This window comes from Actinomyces ihuae (assembly GCF_001457875.1).
GTDB classification, from domain to species: domain Bacteria; phylum Actinomycetota; class Actinomycetes; order Actinomycetales; family Actinomycetaceae; genus Pauljensenia; species Pauljensenia radingae_A.
Genome location: NZ_CZPX01000005.1, coordinates 487,931 through 508,717, shown reverse-complemented (window position 1 = coordinate 508,717; position 20,787 = coordinate 487,931). Strand labels below are relative to the sequence as shown.

Below are 20,787 nucleotides of genomic sequence, written 5' to 3'. Positions count from 1 at the left end.
CACCCACACACCATCCGCTTAAGCCAAACAATGGTGAGCGTGGGAAGCACCTGTTTGGCGCGGGGGACCCAAAACCTGACGTGATCGCCTGGCGATCTTGGGGTGAAGTCCCAAAGTGGACCGGACACTCCAGTCCGAACCCGACAGCTGACCTCGTAAGCGAATAAGTGGAGATTTTAAAAGAAGTGAAACGAACGAAAACCGTTCTGCGGCATCGCAAGGCTTGCCGCCCTTTGACACCCTTGACACCGATTACTGATGCCGTATCGTCGGTTACCCTTCAGCCCGTGCGTGGGACAGCTTTTGTTTCCGTGACGGGTCTTGCTTTGACCGCTGCTGTTGTCGGCACCGCTCAGGCAACCCCGGAAGGTTCTGACGCGCCTTCCACTCACGTCAAAGGCATTACTGCTGGCACTGAAAAAGCAGCACCGACCCTGAGCGTTCCGAACATCGCTTGGAAAGCATCTGACCTGATCGGTGACGAAGCTGCAGTCACGGCAGCAGCCCCTGAAGAGGCAGCGCCAGCTACTGAAGAAGCTGACGGGATGGAGGCCGCCAACCGCGATGAGGCGCGCGCGGAACTTACCGACGGTGAGCAGGCTCCGATCGCAGTGAACGCTGCTTCTGGCGATATCGTTTCGATCGCCATGTCTCTGCTGGGTGTGCCCTACGTCTACGGTGGTTCCTCACCGGCTGGATTCGACTGCTCGGGCTTCACACAGTACGTCTACGGCCTGGCGGGCATTTCCATTCCCCGCACCTCCGGAGCGCAGGGAGCGGCCGGCGTGTCGGTTCCTGCATCGGAAGCTCAGCCTGGTGACCTCGTGTGGCACGCATACGGCCACGTCGGCATCTACGCCGGAAACGGAATGGTTATCGAAGCCACCACACCTGGATCCGTGACCAAGGTCCAGGGTCTGTGGGGAAGCTACGAGTTCATCCGCGTCGCTCACTGACCTCAGCAAGGCGGCAGGGCTCCTTGGATGCGGGCTCTGACCTGATTGTCACGCGTGGGTCTCACCGTAAGGTGAGGCCCACGTTTTCATGCGAGCAGGAATCGTTTTACGCCGTTTCGATCTCTATTCGCCCCACAAAGGCCAACTTCAAGGCACAATGGTGGTAACACTTCATGAAGGAGGACAATATGGGGTCCAAGGAAGTTATCCTCGTCGGAACGGATGGTTCCACTGAGTCTCTGGCTGCTGTGAAGTGGGCGAGTGACCGCGCGGTTCGAACGGGTGCGCGAGTCCATGTGATCTGTACCTATGCGCTTGCCTCGTATTCTGCGGCCGCCCTCGACGGCGGGTACGCCATGCTGGACGACGAAGCTCTCAAGCGTGGGGCGCAAACTGTCGTCGATGAAGCTGTCGAACATGCGAAGAAGCAGGGAGACATCCACGTTTCCAGTTCGATTGAGCCGGGGGATCCTGCAGGCGTCCTGGTTGACATGTCCAAAGAAGTGGACATGATCGTTGTCGGGTCGCGCGGCGGTGGCGGGTTTGCCGATCGGCTGCTGGGAACAGTTTCCAGCGCCTTGCCGGCTCACGCGAAGTGCCCTGTGGTTGTCGTGCCGCGCCATACCAGCGGCAAGTCGTTCACCCCTGTGGAGCGAATCGTGGTCGGCAGTGATGGCTCCGAGGTTGCCTCTGCCGCCTTGAAGCGCTCCATTGATGAAGCTGAAGTGTGGGATGCTGAACTGACGGCAATTTCGGCGGTACCGATCGCGCAGGGCAACTCGATGATGGCGTGGATGCCGACGTCAATTGACCGCGAAGCGCTGCTGGCCGACGTGCGTCAGGGACTGAACATGGCGATTGATTCTGCGCTGGCTGGCCGTGACATCCATGTGGCGCGTCACGCGTTGGACGGATCGCCCGCGTCGCTTCTCATCGAGTTCTCAACAGCCGTTGACTTAGTGGTTGTGGGAACACGTGGGCGCGGTGGGTTTGCAGGGGTCTTGCTGGGATCGACTTCTCAGACGGTTCTGGGCCATTCAACCTGCCCGGTCATGATCGTCCCCTCTGAACGCACAGATGACTCACCCGCGCCGCAAGGCACTTGGGAGCGCCGCTAGTCAGTTCGGAGCGGCGCACGGTACCTAGCGTGCCGCTGGTCAGTTCCGAGCGTCTCAATACAGATGGCGGTAGTGTGCTAGCCAGTGCTGAGCGCGGCAAGATAGCTGAGACGCCCTAAGTCGCATGCGGCCGCGATGTGGTGAACCAAAACGAGGGTGATACTCTATTCCTTGCGCCTTGGCGCACTGCCCTCGTAGCTCAGGGGATAGAGCACCGCTCTCCTAAAGCGGGTGTCGGACGTTCGAATCGTCTCGGGGGCACGCAGAACCTGAATCGTCATATTGCAAGACGTATCAAACTACTGCCCTGACCGGCAGACAAAGCGACAGCATGATGTTAGTCTCGATGCCATTCAACGATGAATGCATTGGAGAAGAATATGACGAATAATCGCTTTAGGTATAAATGCGTTCTCGGCATTGCAGCAGTCGTGTGCTTTGCCCTCGGCGTGGGAGGTGGAGACGCTGCGTATGCAGCAGACTCGGCTGACAGTGCCGCAACAGCTTCCGAGGCAGTCGCCGAAGCAGTCGCTATGCCACATGTCATTCCTTCGCTGACCGGACAATGGACGCTCCAGGACACGACGTTTACGCTTGGCGCCACCGCGAAGATTGCGGCTGATGATAACTCCAAACTGGCTGCCAGCGCGTTGAAAAGCGAACTTGACCGCGCCACAGGAAGCTCTCATGAAATCGTTCCGATCGAACAGGCCGAATCCGGCGACATTGCGATCATGCAGGACGTCAGCCTGAACAACTTGGGAGCGCAAGGTTACCGATTGACGATTGATGATTCGGTGCGCATCGCGTCGCCCTCGTCAATTGGAGCACTGTACGGCAGCCAAACCGTCGCGCAGATCTTCTCCCAGCAGCTCACCGTCCCGCGTGGGCAAGTCGACGACCAGCCCGCTTACGCTGAGCGCGGCGTGACCCTCTCAGCGAACTGGCTCTACCTGTCGATGGACTACATCGAGCGTCTCCTCGACGACATGGCCTACTTCAAGCTGAACCAGGTGCTGCTGGAAGTGAAGATCCCCAACGAAAACTACCCGAAATCAAGCGAATGGGGGTACTACACGCCCGACCAGGTTCACCACATTCTGGATTATGCGGCCGAACGAGGAATCGACGTGATTCCCGAGATCAACTCGCCCGGACACATGGAACCGTGGATCAGAAACTATCCGGACCTGCAGCTATCCGACAGGCACGGCAAGAAATACGAGGGCGACTTGGATATCACCACGCCTGAAGCATTCGACTTCTACACCAGCCTGATCGACGAGTACATGAAGCTGTTCACCTCACAGTACTGGCACATGGGAGCAGATGAATACATCTGGGGACGATACGAAGACTTCCCGCAGATGGCGCAGTATGCGAAGAACAAGTGGGGCCAGTCCGCAATTCCGCGCGATGCATATGTGGATTTTGTCAACCGTGTCAACGACTACGTCAAGGACACGTACGGAAAGACGCTGCGAATCTGGAATGACGGCTACCCGCTTGAGACCGGAACTCAGGCTCTTGACACCGACATCATTGTGGAACACTGGCTGGCCAAGGATCGAAAAGCACAGAACCTAGTGGACAGCGGTCATCAGGTCATGAATGCGAATGTGGCGCTCTATCAGACGCGCGGCTCGCTGAAAATCGACACCCCCAGGCTCTATGGCGAACGCTTCAGCGTAGCGAACTTCGACAAGGACGAAAAGGTCGGGGAATTGGGCGCGCCTCATCCCAACGTTCTGGGCGCAAAGATGAGCCTGTGGCCGGATAACAGCGCTGCCGAGACTCAGAACCAGGTCGAACGGCTCCAGAATGATCCGCTGCGCTACGTCGCACAGATTACGTGGTCAGACGCATACGAACTGGATACATGGGACGAGTTCAAGACGCTGATCGACACACTGGGGCATTCAGCAAAGTGGATACCACCCACGGAACCCACGCTGCGCGATGGGAATTACACGATCGAACTGGTAGACAATGGGCGATACCTGAATGTCGCTGATGACAAGTCAGCGCATTTGACTCAGAACCAGTATGTGTGGAACGTGCAGCAAACTGATGACGGCTACTTTACGATCAGAGACTCCGTGACCGGCAAGTGCCTTGACCTGGCAGGTGAGCCCACACGCCTCCAGGTTCCAGCTGACGAGGGCGGATCACTGGCTCTGGCCGCGTGCAGTGATACGTCACGACAAAAGTGGCAGATCAGCAATGACCACAACAACGCGGTGGTGATGAACGCGGCGTCAATGATGCTGATGGCTGACAAGGATGTTCGCGCTGCGCAGCTCCCATATGACAAGACGCAGGCCCGCTGGAAGATAGTTGGAGCTTTCGGCCTGGCTCTGAACTTTGACGAACCACGTGTTCACTACGGTGAATCAGCAGCCATCACAGCTGTGCTGACAAATAACAGCGGAGCAACAGTGACCAACGTGAAGCTCACCGTCGAGGAAACACCAAAGTGGACAGTCGAATCGACAGGCGCCATTCCGGAAACCATTGAAGACGGCCAGAGCGTCGAGGTGCCACTTGTCCTTTCTCCACGGTGTGCTGATTTCGGTCAGACACAAGTTCTGGCAACCGTGAGTTGGAACGATGGGGCAGAGGAACACAGCACGCAGGCAGGAGCAAGTTTCCGCTACACGTTCGTCCCGCTCAAAGCGTCAGCCTCCGATTCGAACTGGGACGGACTGCCGGAGAATGTGCTCAATCTTGACCCCGAAAAACTGTGGCACTCGCAATGGCAGCCAGAAATCCTCCCTTTCCCGCACTGGGTGACCATCGACCTTGGAGAAGTCAGGCGCATCACGGCACTGAACTACTGGCCTCGTCAAGTCGGCATGAACGGCCAGGCTCGCCAGTTTGAAGTCGCGACCAGCGTTGATGGAGAAAACTGGACGAAGCCACTGTTCTCAGGTGAATTTGTCGAAGGTACCTCATGGCAGCTTATTGAATTGCCGGAAACAACAGGACGATTTATCCGCCTGACCCTCAAGAGTCAGGTGTGGGCTCAGCCGGTAGTCGCCGTGGCAGCGCTCGAAGCTTATGCCTATCCGCTGAACGAAGTCTGCGAAGAGCCCCAAAGCGGAAATAATCCGGAAAGTGATGAAAATTCTCACAATGGCGAGAATCCGGGAGAAAATGGCGGTAATCAAGGTGACCAGGCTGCTCAACCGGGAACAGGCCAACGTCCCACAGTGGAACCTGATGGCGACGCCAGCCATTCACACGAAGGCCGCACATTCATTGCAAGAACCGGTGGAAATGGCGCGTTGGCGCTGTTTGGGGCTCTTCTCGGCTGCGCCGGAGGAGTGGTACTGATGACGCGGCGATGTGTCACAGATCGTTAACGAATGTTACGTGTCACGAGGATCGGTTTGGCAAAGATCCATGTGGCACGGGTACTATTTATGTGAACTTGAGGTTTGCGTCAAGAGCCTCAGACATTCAAGCTCGAAGGAGAGACAACACGATGGCCAATTCACTGAAGAAGGTGACCGCTCTCGGAGCGGTGGCATCCCTCAGCATGATGGGACTTGCAGCATGCTCCAATGGCGACGGCGGTGAGTCGAATTCCGCATCTGGCGATCAGTCAACGGCCGCTCCGGCTGGTGACGGCGGAAAAGTGGAGATTGCTTACATGCACCGTCTGCCTGACGGCGACGGCATGGTGAAGGTACAGGAAATTGCTGACCGCTGGAACGCGGAGCATCCTGATATTCACGTCACCACAACGAAGTTCGATGGTGCCGCACACGAAATGATCAAGAAACTTGAAACGGATATCAAGGCTAACTCGGGCCCCTGCCTGGCGATGCTCGGATACGCCGAAGTCCCCGAAATGTATGTCAAAGGCTTGGTCGAGGACGTGACCGAGCTGGCGGATCAGTACAAAGATCACTACTCCAGCGTCTTCAACCTGATGAAGGTCGGCGACGTGACCGTTGGCCTGCCGCAGGATACCGGCCCGCTGGTCTACTACTACAACAAGGCTGCATTTGAAGAGCTCGGCATCGATGTTCCGACGAACCTCGAAGAGTTTCAGGCTGCAGCTGCGAAGGCTGCTGAAGCCGGCAAGTACATCTCAGCATTCCTGCCTGACGAAGCACACTGGTACAGCGCTCAGGCCGCTGCAGCTGGTGGTGAGTGGTATACACCAGAAAATGACCAGTGGAAGGTCAACGCAGACTCAGACAAGTCCGCAGTCGTTGCCGACTTCTGGCAGAAGATGCTCGACGACAAGACCACGCTGCCTCTCGAGCGCTGGGGCGACGCATTCGCCCAGGCTCTTGTCGAAGGAAAGCTCATTGGCACTGTCGGCGCCAGCTGGGAAGCTCCTCTGCTCATGGACACCATGAAGGGCACCGACAATGAAGGCAAATGGGCTGTCGCTCAGCTCCCCGATTATGGTGCAGGCGCACTGACCGGACCTGACGGTGGGTCCGGTACGGCAGTCATGAAGGGATGCGAGTACCCCGAACAGGCCATGGAATTCAACGACTGGTTCAACACTCAGATCGATGACCTCGTTTCCCAAGGCCTAGTCGTGGCCGCGCTTGGCGAAATGAAGACACCGGAAGCTGTGATGAGCTTCTACGGTGGTCAGGATGTCTTCGCTGAACTCGCAAAGGCCAACGAAGCAATGGCGCCTAATTTCAGCTTCATGCCCTATTTCTCGGCTGTGGTGCCGAAGATGCAGGAAGCTGCGGCAGGCGCTGCAGACGGCTCAGGAAAAGTTGCTGACGTCTACAAGGCAGCGCAGGAGACTTCAATTAAGACATTGAAGGACAACGGTCTGCCGGTTGCCGAATAGCTATCACGATGATCAGTCGGCCAGAACAGATATGCAGGCGTTCTGGCCGACTGATCACTGTATACGCCACGAACATACAGCGCATATGCTCAGCGCGCCTGCCGTAGATGATTCAAAGGAGCAGTAGAGGTATGACAGGGACAACGGTGAGACAGGACTCACCGAGAACATCATCCATTCACGCCACGCCACGCCGCGGATCGAACAGGCGCGCCCGGAGGGAATCAATTGCAGGCTGGGGCTTCGCGCTCCCGTTCTTCCTGTCATTCGTCCTCGTCTTCCTGATTCCTATCTTCGTGTCCTTGTACAAGTCCTTCTTCAAACTGGTTCCCAAAGGAGGCGGGCTATTTGGCGGCGGCGAAAGTACTGAACAGTTCGTCGGATTCCTGAACTATCAGGAAGTGCTGGGAAATCCGCGCTTTTGGGCAGGTGTCGGACGCGTTCTCATTTACGCGCTCTTCCAGATCCCCGTCATGACACTGGCTGCTTTGGGGTTGGCGCTTCTGCTCGACTCATTCCTGACTCGCCACGTCACCGTTTACCGACTCGGCTACTTCCTTCCGTTCGCTATTCCTGGAATTGTTGCCGCCATGGTGTGGCTGTACCTGTACACCCCCGAGATTTCCCCGATTGTTAAAGGGCTGGCATCAATTGGCATCAGCATTGACTTCATGTCGAAGAACATCATCCTCGCGTCGATGGCGAATATGACGACATGGACGTACACGGGCTACAACATGCTGATCTTCATGGCCGCGCTTCAGTCAATTCCTCACGACCTGTACGATGCGGCTTACATTGACGGTGCGAACGGCTGGAAAGTTGTCCGACATATCAAGGTCCCCATGGTCAGAGGCGCGTTGCTGCTGTCCGTTCTTCTGTCGATCATCGGCACGATCCAGCTGTTCAACGAACCTACAGTAATGGAAACAGTCAACACTTGGATGGGTAAGGACTACACGCCGATGATGATGTCCTACAACACCATGATGGGAACACTTTCACCATCCGGTGACGGCCCGGCTTCCGCCGTGTCAATAGTGATGGCGATCATTGCGGGTGTTCTTGCCGCAATCTACGCATTGGTCCAACGGAAGGTCAGCCGATGAGCATCGCAACGCACACTCGTCCATGGAGCGCAAAATTCCGTAAGCCAGCCGCACGCCGTGAAAGCAGCCGACCCGAACCTCCACGGTCGCTGGCACCGTCCACATTTGCACGCGTCATCACAGCTGTTGTTTTGATCGGTGCGCTGATCTATTTCCTGATCCCGATCGTGTGGGTCATCTTCTCATCCACAAAAACCAACGCTGACCTTGCCTCCTCGAACGGCTTCTGGTTCGCACGCATGAACCTGGCGGAAAATTACTACAAGCTCAACGAATGGACTGGTGGCCTCTTCTGGCGCTGGGTTGGCAACTCACTGCTGTATTCAACCGTTGCCGGCGTCATCGGCACACTGATTTCAGTGGCGTGCGGCTACGCACTGTCCAAGTTCAACTTCGCGGGAAAGAAAATCGTACTCGGAACCATCATGGCAGGTATGCTGATCCCGATAGCACTGCTGACAGTTCCGCTGTACATCGTGTTCCACTCTCTTGGTCTGACCAACACCATGCTGGCGATCATTATTCCAAGCTGGGTCTCACCGTTTGGTGTGTTCCTCGGCATGGTGTATTCGTCCACATCAGTGCCGACCGAGCTGCTGGAGGCGGCACGCATTGACGGAGCCGGAGAGGTACGTATCTTCTTCACAGTTGTCCTGCGTCTCCTCGGCCCCGCGATGGTCACGATCTTCCTGTTTATCTTCGTGCAGACATGGAACAACTTCCTGCTGCCGTTGATGATGGTCTCATCCCCGGAGATCAAACCAGTGACCCTTGGCCTGTACGGCATGATGAGCTACTTCGCACCTCAAAAGGGTGCGGTCATGCTGGGAGCACTTCTGGGCGTTATCCCGTTGATCGTCCTCTTCCTTGCCTTGCAGCGCTACTGGCGGGCGGGCCTGGCTGCAGGCGCTGTAAAGGGATAAGGCAGACAGTTCTTGGGCGTGTGCCGAGTGCGGCTGGCAACAGTCAGCTGGACTCGGCACACGTTTTTATTTGCCCATTCGCTGTTCCCGACAGCGGCATGCTGGGTTAATGCCCGAAATGTGTGTATGGGGTGGGCGTGTCGCGGGGTGTTTAGTGTCCGGCCCAGCCTTTTTTGATGTGTAGTGATCTGTCTTGGTAGTTGGTGTTGTAGTCGATGGTGGTGTCGTAGCGGGCTGGTGTGCCGGGGTTGTCGGCACGCGTGGTGAGGGGTTTGTGGGATGGTGGCTGGTAGTGGCTGGTGAGGTAGCGTACCGGTTGGTGGGGTGGATTGATTTGTTGTTGAGGGATCATTGGACCGCGGTTCGCATGTGGTTTTGTGACAGGTCTTTATGAGCGGCGAGCAGTTTTCTGATGCCGGCGTTGATCCCGCCTTCGAGACTGCTTGTGGTTCTTGCTATCCCAAGGGTGGCAACGCTGGGGTCAAGATGAGTGAACAGGGACTTGTTGGCCAGTAGCTTCGCTAGGCGCAGGTAGGCGCGTCGAAGCCGGTAGTGGGTGTACCACCAGTGTTGTCGTCCTGGTTGCCAGCTGGTGTTGTAGGTTCGTTGCCTGGTGAGGTGAGCGTGAATGTTCCACCATTGGTTGAGTTGGGTGGCTCATGTGGCGGCTTCGTCGAGAGTGTTGATGGCGGCGAGGTTGCCTCCGAGGCGCAGTAATGCCTTGCCGGCAGGGGTTTTCGGGTGCCCTGTCAGGTCGGTTTTCGTGTTGAGCCATACGTGGAACAGGCAGCGCTGAACCCCGGTGGCGGGCCAGCATTGCCGGATCGCTTTGAGTGCTCCTGGCCCGCCATCGGTGATGACCACGGTAGGGGCTGGGAACTTGGAAAGAAGCGCCTGCCATGCGGCTACGGATTCACGGTCGCACCATTGCCAGCCAATGACGTGTGACTCGTTTGTTGCGATCAGTAAACACCAGTGGTGGGATAGATAAATCCCGTCGATGATGATCTGATCATAAATCTCACCAGTGATCAACGGTTGCGGAGGATCGACCTGCTAGCACCAGGAGACCTTTCTGGCAAACGAGGTTGTCGGCATTGCCAGCTGTTTGACGCACACTCCTGCCACAAGCCATGACACGAAAAGTGATGCCTGGGCTCGCCTGGTGGTATCTGGGCGGTTGATAACCCTCGACGCCCCGCACGCTCGGCACCGCCACCTGGTTCTTCCAGCACTGGTTTTGCCGTTCTTGACAAGCTTGTGGCCGCATACACCACAACGCGGCCGATTTCTAGCAGCATGGACCATACATGCTTTCAAAGCATGTACACAGCGCTCAAACCCCTGACACACCGAACAAAAACCAACACCACGTACACACAATCCGGGCATTAACCCTAAAAACGCGCCAGCGCCTCGGCAAGATGAATGAATCGAGTCATCTTGCCGAGGCGCTGGCTTTACCATTTGCAGGTCCTTCAAAGCGCATCCCCACCGAAGAAGGGGATACCTGAGCATGAACTAGTCGGGCATTGGGGTCACGAGGTGCGATGAAGCCATCTTTTTCCGAGCCGGCAAGAAAGCGCAGATACCTAATCCCGTGACGATACTCGTTGCGATAAACCATGCCATTCCTGGGAAACCAGTCCGGACTATGTGATAGGTGGATTCTGGCTCTTGACTGGATGCCGCGGACTCCGTGGCTTCTTCCCGAGTTGACTGAGACGAATCGAGAGATTGAGCTGAGTCAGCCGGATTCTCGACCTCGAATCTGACAACATGCTGGTAGCGTGACTGCTTGTCCGCGGACAAGACATCGATGACCGCGAACGGGGTTTCGAGAGAAGCCTGAGTTATCGTCACCGTCGCATCCCTATCGAGCGGAATTGCGCCGATTTCTGGAAAGTTACCACTCTCGCGATCTAGCCGCGGTATCGCTAAAGTGCTCTCGCCCGTGCCGGAGACAAAGTGAGGGACATCCACGCCATCAGCGGTTAGGCGTGCAATTCCAGATTGGCTCGATGCAGTGGCTCTCGTCGCATTGATTACGACCTCGGAAATAATCATGTGGGTCTGTGGGCGTGCTGTCAAAACGATTCGGATTCCTTGAGTCCAGCGATTCACATCAACCTTTACGAATGGAGCCCCTGTGTCTGAAGACTCGACATTGACCTCGGGCAACGCCTTCCACTGGTCAGTGGCGGGATCTTTATTTTCAACATGCAATCGAGATAGGTAAGAGAGGTAGCTGCCATCTCTATAGGTGTAGATTCCAACTTCCGATACCAGCTCGCTTTTTTCTAATTCATAAGTGAGCATGTCCGTTGAGTTCTTGTCACCAGACTTCCAATTCGACCACGCTTTATCATCGAGCACCATATTTGTCGTCGCGCCTACCGAGTATCCCGGTTCTGTGAAGCTAGCAGAGGAATTTGAATGAGGCGCGACGTTGTGAGCGCTAGGAGAGGTGACGATTACGTGAAGAATGGCAGGCACGCTCTGGCCGACACTTTCCGCCTCTCCGTACACGCTGGTGACACCCTCATGCGTGAGATCTTCTGGTCGTAGAGAGGAAAAATCCCATGTAACTGGCATTTCGAAGCGTTTCTCAGATCCGGCAACAGTGCCTGTCGTTGTCAGAGGAGCCGACTTCTTGATTTCTTCTATTGAAATGTGGGGATAGACCGTTATCGAACTTGGATCGGCGTATGCGGTGGCCCCAACTACTACGTGGACTCTCGCATCGTCGAAAGCATTACCGTATTGATCTATTCCATGACCGAGCACATCGACTGTTCCATGGTCAGGCCAAGAAATACCTTCGGTATCCCATGTGACGTTGACAGGTAAGCCATGACCGTAACTAAAGATCGGCGTCACCTGTTCTGGAAGGCTCGGGGCAAGACCTGGTTTCGTTCGTACCGTGGTTTCAATGAATCCTTTTCGAGCGACGTCGCGTAATAACCAGCGCTGATTTGCCCCTCCCGACGATTCATACATGCCGACACGCGCCCCATCGTTGCGCGATTGGTCTATGACGTCAAGGACCTGAATGCCTCCTGCCGCTTGGAGTGTGAAATCCTTCCCCGTAGTGGTCGAAATAATCCAATCGATAGGATCTGCCGATTCTGAAGCTATGACTCGGTCGCCATTGAGAGCAAGTTTCTGACCATGAGAATTTTCAAGGTTTATCACTAGCCGATTGGTGCCTTCGCCCGATTTAACAGTCGCTTTCCACGCTTGCCGCGTAGAGCGGTCGGTCGTTGGATCGTAGATTGTGACTGTTTCGTCTGCTCCGGCGGTGAGAGCTTTACCTGACTGCACGCCAAATAACTCGTACGACTCCCCATCGTGAAAAGCAGGGGCAGTCTGACTAATTCCAGAGACAGACTCAATTTCGAATGTTGTGACAGAACGCGCCGGCACAGTCATCATCGTGACACCGCTTGCATCGACTTTAGCCGGAGTGCCGCGACGGAGTGCATTCGCCGTCACGTTGTCTTGCGGGGATTCGGTTGTGGTTATGGGAGTAATTACCGCATTCGAAAAGTCGGCGAAGTTAGATAGGTCAATAGCAACTTGGCGAGTTTCATTGCTTGAATTTACGTGGACGATATTCAAACCATTGCCATCTGAAGTGATGGCTGCAGTTGAGTGCACCTCATCAACTGGAATGAGACGGTCGCCGGGACGAATATGATGGGTAAAGTTTCTGATGGTATTGAACTTGGAGTTGGTGAGAACCTTACAGGATGGATCTGGTTCGCCATCTTCAATCCTTCGGATTGAATTCCCATTCTCGTCGCAGTCGAAATCAACAAAAACAGATCCCCAATTCAGTTTTTCGACCTTTTCCATGTTGTAAAGATCTTCAACGGGTTGCCAAAAGACCCATGCCCTGGGCTCAAGCTCGCGCAGATCATCGATTATGTGCTGTGCCATTCCTAACCCGTTGGCTATATCGACCTGGTTGAATCCCAGCGAAGTTTGAGACCAGTTTCCTTCAACTTCGCTCATCCACAAAGGTGTTTGATCCGCTTTCGCAATGTCCCGCACTTTAAGCCGGTCAGTTGTGCCATATGTATGAACGTTGTACTGACTGACCAAATTACGTGCTTCAGGAGACCAATCGCGCCAGTTCCTGACGAAAGTCCCAGGATTCGTTTCATCCATCGCGGAGATCTTGACGGAGGTACTCGTAGATTCATTAGCGAGGCGAGAATCAAGCACCCGTATCATTTCATCTTGATATGTGGGCCCGATGTGAGCACCCTCTTGTCGCGAGGCGGTAGTTGGCCAGCCCGTGCCTGGATCTATTTGAGTTCCCCAGTAATTTGTATTTGGCTCATTGAAAGGATCAAGTGTGTCAAATTCAATGCCATGAGATTTTTCGAGGTGTTCGACGACTCTCACGAGGTAGTCCGCAAAAGCTGGCATGTTCTCTGTGCTGAGTTGTTCGCGTGTTGAGTCGAAGCCGCCTGAAACAAATCCGGACTCGGTGAGGAAATAGGGGGGAGAATTCGAGAAAGCCTCCCATTTCGTTACCTTATTCTTGATGGCGTCTATCCACCATCGCTGGCTTGCGTCCGCCTCAAAGTTGTAGTGTGATGCATCGTTACTGCTCCAATGTTTTCGGTATCTTTCCCGATCCTCGTAGGTAGAGCTAACGGAGCCGTCATCGTCGCCGACATCCAAAGTATCCTGCCACCACCCCTGAACAGCACCTCCTGGACGTAGGTATGGCGGGACGTCTGTCGCGTTGCCTCCTCCAATGTTGTAGCGGGCAATATTCAGATTGAGGCCGTCTTCTCCAAAAACCGCGTCGCGGAGTTCGTTTCGGACTGAATCTGGATATCCTCCGGTCGCATTGGCAAACCACACCAATGAAGTGCCCCATCCCTCGAATGGCTCACTCTGATACGCAGGATTTGGCTGAATATGGGCTGCGTTCTCAATTTCGTTTGCTTCTGCATGGGCGTCCATGGCTGAGGCAGGAATGGTCGACAACCCAAGCCCTCCCGCGCAGATAAGAGCTCCAAAAGCCGCTAGTTTTGACCGCATCGTCAAAAGTCCCTTCGTCCAAGTAACACACAGACACCACTCTGTGGTTACGTAACCACAGGGTAACAGATGTCAAGCTCACCCAACAGGGTTTAGCCGATCAGGACTGTCAGCGTCTGTTGCTGTGCCAGTGAGCTTCTATTCGAACTGGCTACCACTAAGGCGGTGACCTCCCGGATAGTGAAATATGGCAAACTGGCATGGTTTCGTGGGCGGAAGCCGCATCGTGCTGCCGAGGGCCTACGTGCTTCAGACAGCAGAATGAATGGCGCTCACGTGTTCTTGGAGCTTATGTTGGTATGAAGTGCACAGCCGAATAGGTGTCAATGCACTTTGCACTACGATGCGCGTATGGTAGCGTAATCGCATTCCAACTGTTCGGGGTGCGTCGACGCAGCTCGAAATAAATAGGAGGTTGTTCGATGGCGAGCAAGAAGAAGTTATTAGCAACTGCAGCAACAATTCCGCTAGCTTTGGGACTTGCTGCTTGTGGAGGATCTGGTGGCGGTTCCGGCGAATCAGGCTCTGCAGCTGGCGGTGATGAGAATTCATTGACCGTGTGGGCGTGGGATCCTGCGTTCAACATCTACGCAATGAACACGGCGGCAGAGATTTACAAGAAGGACCACCCTGACGTTGATATTAACGTCACTGAAGTGCCATGGGATGATGTACAAGCTAAGCTGACGACGCTGGCGCAATCGCAGCAGTTTGATCAGTTGCCGGACATCGTGCTTGTCCAGAATATGGCTTTCCAAAAGAATGTCATTAACTACCCAGACCTCTTTAGTGATTACTCCGACTCAGGGATTGATTTCTCCGAATTTCCTGAAGCGGTCGTGGGGTATTCGGTAGTTGATGGCGTGAATTACGGCCTTCCCTTTGATTCTGGGACTGCAGTAAATGCCTTGCGAACAGATGTCTTGGAGGAAGCTGGTTATTCACTTGACGACTTCACTGACATTACATGGAGTGACTTCATTAAGAAGGGCGAGGACGTCCTGGCGAAGACGGGTAAACCGATGATGAGCGGAGTTGCTGGCTCGTCGGACACCTTGATGATGATCCTGCAAAGTGCCGGTGTATCGCTATTTAGCGAAGATGGCAAAGCCAACATAGTGAATAACGACGCGCTGCGCAAGGCCATTGATATCTACGCAGAAATGGTGAAAAAGGGCCTGCTTGTCGAGGTGAATTCCTGGGACGAGTACATTGGTACAATTACGAATTCCACGGCAGCGGGTACCTTGCAAGGTATCTGGATATCAGGCTCGATTCAGACCTCGGAAGACCAGTCCGGTAAGTGGGGCATTACGAACGTTCCAAAGCTGGAAGGCGTGGAGGGAGCGACAAACTACTCAACTAATGGTGGCTCGTCCTGGGCAATTACGTCGAATGCCAACGTGGAACTGGCTGCGGATTTCCTTAAGTCCACCTTCGCAGGTTCGACCGAACTGTATGACACAATTCTTTCCTCGTCAGGCGCTATTGCGAACTGGATTCCTGCTGGTAAATCGGATGTATACAACCAGCCGGTTGAGTTCTACGGCAATGACCCCGTTTACAAGAAGGTTGTCGAGTTTGGATCGCATGTCCCCGCAATTGACCCCGGTGTTTACTACTACGAGGCTCGTGATGCAGTCAGCGCGGCAGTTACCAAGATTATTGCAGGTGGGTCGCCGGATGAAGCACTTCAAGAGGCTCAGGATAACGTTGAATTTGCTATGCAATAACGCTAATTGCGTAGACTTTAATTCTTCGTGCTCGTTATAGCTCTATTGCCGTCCTCGACTTTGAAATGACAAGTCGAGGACGGCGGAAGCTATCGACTCTGAAGCCTTTCATTGATTCAGGAGAATATCTGTAATGTTGGCACAGAAAACTCGTAGGCGTTCTCACAATAAAAATGACAATAGGACTACTACCAGTCGCGCATATCGACGTCGCAACTTAACTGGATGGTCATTTCTAATTCCTGCCGCGTTGCTCATCATGATAATGAGCTTTTATCCTATGGTGCAGGCTTTGATTTTGTCTTTCAAAACCGGTAAAGGCTCTCGGCTGCATTTTGCTGAACCGTTCTATATGAACTATCAACGTCTTCTTAATGATGACATCTTTATGATGACGCTCAAGAACACGTTCATATATCTTATTATTCAAGTTCCGATCATGCTGATATTGGCCATGATCCTTGCCAACATGCTTAACGATCGGAATCTACGGTTTAAGGGTTTCTGGCGGACAGCCATTTTCCTTCCCTGCGCAGTCTCTCTTGTCTCGTACTCGCTAGTTTTTCGTACTCTCTTCGCCAATGATGGCTTTGTTAATGACGTACTTGGAAAAATCGGTCTGATCGACTCGCCAGTGAACTGGTTAGGGCAGCCTAATACAGCGAGATTCGTCATTGTTTTTGGCTTAATTTGGCGCTGGACTGGGTACAATATGGTGTTTTATCTGGCTGCTCTGCAGAACATAGAGCAATCCAGTCTTGAAGCAGCGCGTATTGATGGCGCGAATGCGTGGCAAACCTTCTGGTATGTCACGGTTCCTCAGCTCAAACCAATGATTTTGTTGACAGCCATCATGTCTACGAACGGCACACTTCAGCTATTTGATGAGTCATGGAACTTGACTCGTGGTGGCCCCGCCTACTCGTCGATGACGATGTCGCATTACTTATACGAGTTGTCATTCCAAAAGAATCCGAATATCGGTTATGGATCAGCAATATCGTATGTAATTTTGATTTTGGTAGCAATACTTGCGCTGGCGCAGATGAAGGTCGGTGATAAACGTGACTAAGACGTTCCGCCGTGTTCCGGGATACCTCTTCTTGACAGTTTTCTCGATTTTTTCGTTGTTTCCGCTGTATTACATGTTGGTCTCTGCAACAAATACGTCGCGAGACGTACTCTCGTCAAAACTCACGCCTGGCGGAAATTTGATGGCTAATATTCGCGACTTGCTTGCCACGCAAAATGTTGGAGCTGCAATGTGGCACTCGGTTGTGAATGCTGTGCTCACTACAGTTCTGGCGTTGCTGGTGTGCTCGATTGCAGGGTATGGATTTGAGATTTATCACTCAAAAGGAAAGGATGTCTTGATGGCGGTTCTATTGCTCGCCATGATGATTCCTTTCGCGGCGACCATGATTCCGTTGTTCCGCCTGTTTGCAAAGGGTGGAATGGTCAACTCAACGTGGGCTGTCGTCCTACCTGCAATTTCTACGCCGTTCCTGATTCTGCTCTTTCGACAGTCCTCGCGTAATTTTCCATATGAGATCATCGAGGCTGCACGTATTGACGGCCTGAGTGAGCTTTCGATCTTTGCACGCATCTATATTCCGACGATGCGGCCTACGTATGCCGCTGCCGCTGTTATTACCTTCATGACAGCATGGAATAATTTCCTGTGGCCTAAAGTCATTCTGGTTGATTCGTCGTATCAAACCATGCCTATGCTGATATCGAACTTGGCTGCTGGTTACGTAACTAATTATGGTGTTCTCATGTTGGCTGTTCTGCTGACATCACTTCCGGCGATGGTTGTGTTTTTTGTTCTCCAACGGAGCTTTACTGAAGGAATTACGGGAGCCATTAAATGATCGACATTTCCGAAAAGATCAACAATCCTCAGTGTTTCGCTGAAAACCGGATGCCTGCGCATTCAGACCACCGATGGTTCGGAAGCGCGCGCAGCGCCGCCCTCGGCAATTCTGAATACGAGCAGTGCCTGAACGGACTGTGGAAGATTCACTACGCGAAAAACCCTACGGCAACCGTGCCCGGTTTTGAACAACCCGACTATGACTGCGCGGCGTGGGATGACATCCCAGTCCCCGCGCACATCCAAATGCGCGGCTACGACAAGCCGCAATACGTCAACACCCAATACCCCTGGGATGGGCAGGAAGACGTTGCGGAGGGCACAGCTCCCACCCGGTTCAACCCTGTCGCCTCCTACGTGCATACCTTCACCCTTGACCGGCCGCTCGAAGAAGGGGAGCGAATTTCCGTCTCCTTCAAGGGCGCTGAAAGTGCACTGGTTGTGTGGCTGAACGGCACATATATCGGATACGCCACCGATACCTTCACGCCCAGTGAATTCGACATTACCGACGCGCTGGTCGAGGGGAGCAACAAGCTCGCAGTGCAGGTCATCAAATGGTGCGCCGCCTCTTGGATTGAAGACCAGGACTTCTATCGATTCTCCGGCCTGTTCCGCGACGTCGTGCTCTACCGGCGGCCCGCCGTCCACCTCGAAGACCTGTGTGTAAGCGCCGAGCTGACTGACGATTACTCACGTGCCATCGTGCGCGTCAAACCAGTCGTCATTGGCGAGGGCGACCTGACCGTGGCGCTGGACGATATGGGGGAGCTCAAACGCTCCGACGACGGCACTTACGAGATCACCATTGAGCAGCCGCACCTGTGGAGCCACGAAGATCCGTACCTGTATGATCTCACGCTGGAGTTGCGTGACAACGATGGGCAACTGCGTGAAGTGATCCCTCAGACCGTGGGCATTCGACGCTTCGCCATCGAAGACGGCGTGATGAAACTCAACGGCAAACGCGTGATCTTTACAGGTGTGAACCGGCACGAATTCGGCCTTGATGGTCGCGTGATGAGCCGCGAGCAAACTGAACGCGACATCATCATGCTCAAGCAGGCCAACATCAACGCGATCCGCACCAGCCATTACCCGAACAACTCGTTCCTGTATGAACTGTGTGACCGCTACGGACTGATGGTCATCGACGAAATGAACCTGGAATCCCACGGCGTGTGGGACAGGATGTTGCTGCGCAAGGAACCGGTTGAGCACGCTTTGCCGGGTAACCGTGAAGAGTGGCGAGGCGCACTGTTGGACCGCGCAGCGTCAATGCTGATGCGCGACCGCAATCATGCCAGCATTGTAATCTGGTCATGCGGCAATGAGTCCTACGGCGGTTCGATGATCGCAGCGGTGGCCGACTATTTCCGCGAACACGACTCGCGGGTCGTACATTACGAAGGCGTCGTTCACGACAACCGCTACCCGAACTCCACTGACATCCACTCAGAGATGTACACACCGGCCGCAACAGTCGAAGAATTCTTGGCTCAGCACCGCGACAAGCCGATGATTCTCTGCGAGTTTGCGCACGCCATGGGCAACTCGTTCGGCGCCGTTGACAAGTACCTTGACCTAGCGCGCCGCGAGGAACTTTTCCAGGGCGGATTCATCTGGGACTTCGCTGACCAGGCAATCGCCATGCGCGACAAATACAACCGCCCGTTCTTCGGATACGGCGGGGACAACGGCGAGGCGCCAACGGACTATGAATTCTGCGGCAACGGCATCTACTTCGCTGATCACACGCCTACCCCGAAGATTCAGGAAGTCAGCTATCTGTTCCAGGATTTCGACATCACAGTTGAGCGTGCGAAAGTGACAATTGAAAACCGCTGCATGTTCACGAACTCCGATGCGTTCATATGCGTGGTAAGCCTAGAACATGAAGGTGCCATGCTGGCTCAGAGGGCCCTCGACACTCATGTTGAACCGGGAGAAAATGCCACCTACGACCTGCCGTTCAGCCTGCCTGAAGAAGCAGGCGAATACGTCATCAACGTGGAAATGCGCCTGCGTGAGGACACCGAATGGGCCGAGCGCGGACACGTCGTCGCCTACGGGCAGGGAGTCTTCGCTGTAGAAGGAGCTGCGGCTCCGGCTTCGGGCATTCCTGCACCTCGAGTAGTGGAAGGCGTGCGCAATATCGGTGTGCACGGCGAACACTTCTCCGCTCTGTTCACCTCGGCGCGTGGACTGACGTCCTACCGGTACGGCATGACAAGCGAGGGCGGGCGCGAACTGCTCCACAGCACAGTGCGCCCGAACTTCTGGCATGCGCCCACCTCGAATGAAAACGGGTGGAACATGCAGCGCGAATGCGCTCCCTGGCTCATTGCCTCACGGTATGCAAGACCGGTCGACGAGGAAGCGAAGGTGGAAACAGACGCCACATCGGCAACAATCACATTCCGCTACGACCTGCTGACCACCCCGGGTGCCATGCTCACCGTGGCGTACAGGGTTGACGGAAACGGTCGTATCACGGTTACGATGACGACAACGCCTGACGCGAAGCTGCCGTCGATGCCTGAATATGGTGCACTGTTTGAACTGTCGGACCGTCTGACCCACATGCGCTGGTACGGCGAAGGGCCTGAGGAGTGCTACGTCGACCGTCGTCAGGGGGCGCGCCTGGGTGTCTACGACCTGGAAGTGGCCGACGCGTTGACCCCGTACCTGCGTCCGCAGGAAGCAGGCTCACGCACGGGCGTGCGCTGGGCGGAATTGACCGACGAGGATGGCTGGGGCATCCGTTTCGAGGCTGACGAGCCGATGGAGTTCTCCGCTTTGCCGTGGACCCCGTTTGAGATCGAAAACGCTGCCCATCCCAACGAGTTGCCCGCCCCGATCAAGACTGTGGCCCGACCGGCGCTGATGCGTCGCGGCGTGGCCGGCGATGATACGTGGGGTGCTCGCACCCACCCTGAATATGAGCTGCCGCGAGGTGAGAAACTCCAGTTCACCTTCAGTTTCTGTGGCGTTGTGCACGCCTCGTACTGAACGGCTGCATCAACCGGCTTGAATAAACCGTGACCTGATGACCTGTGGTGTCTGCCCTCGGTACGCACCACAGGTCATCAGTCATATCGAACAGGTTTGAGATTCAAGACACACTCATTGCCGCGACTAAGGACATCAATCTCGGACAAGCGGAGTAGACCCTCACATGAG

At 54.7% G+C, this 20,787-nt stretch carries 14 protein-coding genes, 1 tRNA gene and 1 riboswitch; of the genes, 11 read left to right on the top strand and 4 right to left on the bottom strand.

Annotated features, from left to right (window positions below; genetic code table 11):
* Window positions 1-5: 5 nt before the first annotated feature.
* A riboswitch (cyclic di-AMP (ydaO/yuaA leader) is annotated at window positions 6-177 on the top strand.
* Between the two features lie 56 nt (window positions 178-233).
* The 7 genes from BN3002_RS06915 to BN3002_RS06885 all read left to right on the top strand — a co-directional run bounded on the left by BN3002_RS06915 (window position 234) and on the right by BN3002_RS06885 (window position 8,934).
* Window positions 234-956 (top strand): C40 family peptidase, encoded by a 723-nt coding sequence (locus BN3002_RS06915; RefSeq protein WP_257525565.1) that lies wholly within the window; start codon window positions 234-236, stop codon window positions 954-956.
* Window positions 957-1,144: 188 nt separating this feature from the next.
* Entirely contained in the window at window positions 1,145-2,074 is a 930-nt protein-coding gene (locus BN3002_RS06910) for a universal stress protein (protein ID WP_058237245.1), read from the top strand.
* 188 nt (window positions 2,075-2,262) lie between these two features.
* Window positions 2,263-2,335, top strand: a tRNA-Arg gene (locus BN3002_RS06905).
* A gap of 119 nt (window positions 2,336-2,454) precedes the next feature.
* On the top strand, window positions 2,455-5,439 hold the full coding sequence (locus BN3002_RS06900; protein ID WP_058237244.1) for a family 20 glycosylhydrolase: 2,985 nt from the start codon (window positions 2,455-2,457) through the stop codon (window positions 5,437-5,439).
* 122 nt (window positions 5,440-5,561) lie between these two features.
* Window positions 5,562-6,902, top strand: coding sequence for an ABC transporter substrate-binding protein (locus tag BN3002_RS06895; RefSeq protein ID WP_058237243.1), 1,341 nt, complete (start codon window positions 5,562-5,564; stop codon window positions 6,900-6,902).
* 131 nt (window positions 6,903-7,033) lie between these two features.
* The gene (locus tag BN3002_RS06890; protein ID WP_058237242.1) at window positions 7,034-8,011 is read left to right on the top strand and encodes a carbohydrate ABC transporter permease; all 978 of its coding nucleotides are present in this window, start codon (window positions 7,034-7,036) and stop codon (window positions 8,009-8,011) included.
* A complete protein-coding gene (locus BN3002_RS06885; RefSeq protein ID WP_082628580.1) occupies window positions 8,008-8,934 on the top strand; it encodes a carbohydrate ABC transporter permease in 927 nt (308 codons plus the stop codon). Before BN3002_RS06890 ends, BN3002_RS06885 begins: the two co-directional genes overlap by 4 nt.
* A gap of 151 nt (window positions 8,935-9,085) precedes the next feature.
* On the opposite strand, the gene BN3002_RS11145 is transcribed toward BN3002_RS06885, so the two are convergent.
* The 4 genes from BN3002_RS11145 to BN3002_RS06875 form a co-directional block, all read right to left on the bottom strand.
* The gene (locus BN3002_RS11145) at window positions 9,086-9,286 is read right to left on the bottom strand and encodes a hypothetical protein (RefSeq protein ID WP_154955711.1); all 201 of its coding nucleotides are present in this window, start codon (window positions 9,284-9,286) and stop codon (window positions 9,086-9,088) included.
* Between the two features lie 305 nt (window positions 9,287-9,591).
* Window positions 9,592-9,969 (bottom strand): IS256 family transposase, encoded by a 378-nt coding sequence (locus tag BN3002_RS06880; RefSeq protein WP_058237241.1) that lies wholly within the window; start codon window positions 9,967-9,969, stop codon window positions 9,592-9,594.
* A gap of 21 nt (window positions 9,970-9,990) precedes the next feature.
* On the bottom strand, window positions 9,991-10,242 hold the full coding sequence (locus BN3002_RS11550) for an IS1/IS1595 family N-terminal zinc-binding domain-containing protein (RefSeq protein WP_443592060.1): 252 nt from the start codon (window positions 10,240-10,242) through the stop codon (window positions 9,991-9,993).
* Window positions 10,243-10,455: 213 nt separating this feature from the next.
* The gene (locus BN3002_RS06875) at window positions 10,456-13,995 is read right to left on the bottom strand and encodes a glycoside hydrolase (RefSeq protein WP_082628579.1); all 3,540 of its coding nucleotides are present in this window, start codon (window positions 13,993-13,995) and stop codon (window positions 10,456-10,458) included.
* Between the two features lie 422 nt (window positions 13,996-14,417).
* Between BN3002_RS06875 and BN3002_RS06870 the strand changes: the two genes are divergently transcribed.
* From BN3002_RS06870 to lacZ, 4 genes are all read left to right on the top strand, one after another.
* Window positions 14,418-15,728, top strand: a complete 1,311-nt coding sequence (locus BN3002_RS06870) for an extracellular solute-binding protein (protein ID WP_058237239.1) — start codon at window positions 14,418-14,420, stop codon at window positions 15,726-15,728.
* 280 nt (window positions 15,729-16,008) lie between these two features.
* Window positions 16,009-16,800, top strand: a complete 792-nt coding sequence (locus BN3002_RS06865) for a carbohydrate ABC transporter permease (protein WP_227469093.1) — start codon at window positions 16,009-16,011, stop codon at window positions 16,798-16,800.
* Entirely contained in the window at window positions 16,793-17,602 is an 810-nt protein-coding gene (locus tag BN3002_RS06860; protein ID WP_058237237.1) for a carbohydrate ABC transporter permease, read from the top strand. The genes BN3002_RS06865 and BN3002_RS06860 overlap by 8 nt, the downstream gene beginning before the upstream one ends.
* A complete protein-coding gene (gene lacZ / locus BN3002_RS06855) occupies window positions 17,599-20,616 on the top strand; it encodes a beta-galactosidase, LacZ type (protein ID WP_058237236.1) in 3,018 nt (1,005 codons plus the stop codon). The genes BN3002_RS06860 and lacZ overlap by 4 nt, the downstream gene beginning before the upstream one ends.
* Window positions 20,617-20,787 lie beyond the last annotated feature (171 nt).

What these genes read in the sequence shown, in the direction of transcription:
- lacZ (WP_058237236.1), top strand. Translation starts at nt 17,599, where the DNA reads ATGATCGACATTTCCGAAAAGATCAACAATCCTCAGTGTTTCGCTGAA.
- BN3002_RS06900 (WP_058237244.1), top strand. Translation starts at nt 2,455, where the DNA reads ATGACGAATAATCGCTTTAGGTATAAATGCGTTCTCGGCATTGCAGCA.
- BN3002_RS06895 (WP_058237243.1), top strand. Translation starts at nt 5,562, where the DNA reads ATGGCCAATTCACTGAAGAAGGTGACCGCTCTCGGAGCGGTGGCATCC.
- BN3002_RS11145 (WP_154955711.1), bottom strand. Translation starts at nt 9,286, where the DNA reads ATGATCCCTCAACAACAAATCAATCCACCCCACCAACCGGTACGCTAC.
- BN3002_RS06875 (WP_082628579.1), bottom strand. Translation starts at nt 13,995, where the DNA reads ATGCGGTCAAAACTAGCGGCTTTTGGAGCTCTTATCTGCGCGGGAGGG.
- BN3002_RS06885 (WP_082628580.1), top strand. Translation starts at nt 8,008, where the DNA reads ATGAGCATCGCAACGCACACTCGTCCATGGAGCGCAAAATTCCGTAAG.
- BN3002_RS06890 (WP_058237242.1), top strand. Translation starts at nt 7,034, where the DNA reads ATGACAGGGACAACGGTGAGACAGGACTCACCGAGAACATCATCCATT.
- BN3002_RS06910 (WP_058237245.1), top strand. Translation starts at nt 1,145, where the DNA reads ATGGGGTCCAAGGAAGTTATCCTCGTCGGAACGGATGGTTCCACTGAG.
- BN3002_RS11550 (WP_443592060.1), bottom strand. Translation starts at nt 10,242, where the DNA reads ATGGTCCATGCTGCTAGAAATCGGCCGCGTTGTGGTGTATGCGGCCAC.
- BN3002_RS06870 (WP_058237239.1), top strand. Translation starts at nt 14,418, where the DNA reads ATGGCGAGCAAGAAGAAGTTATTAGCAACTGCAGCAACAATTCCGCTA.
- BN3002_RS06865 (WP_227469093.1), top strand. Translation starts at nt 16,009, where the DNA reads ATGGTGCAGGCTTTGATTTTGTCTTTCAAAACCGGTAAAGGCTCTCGG.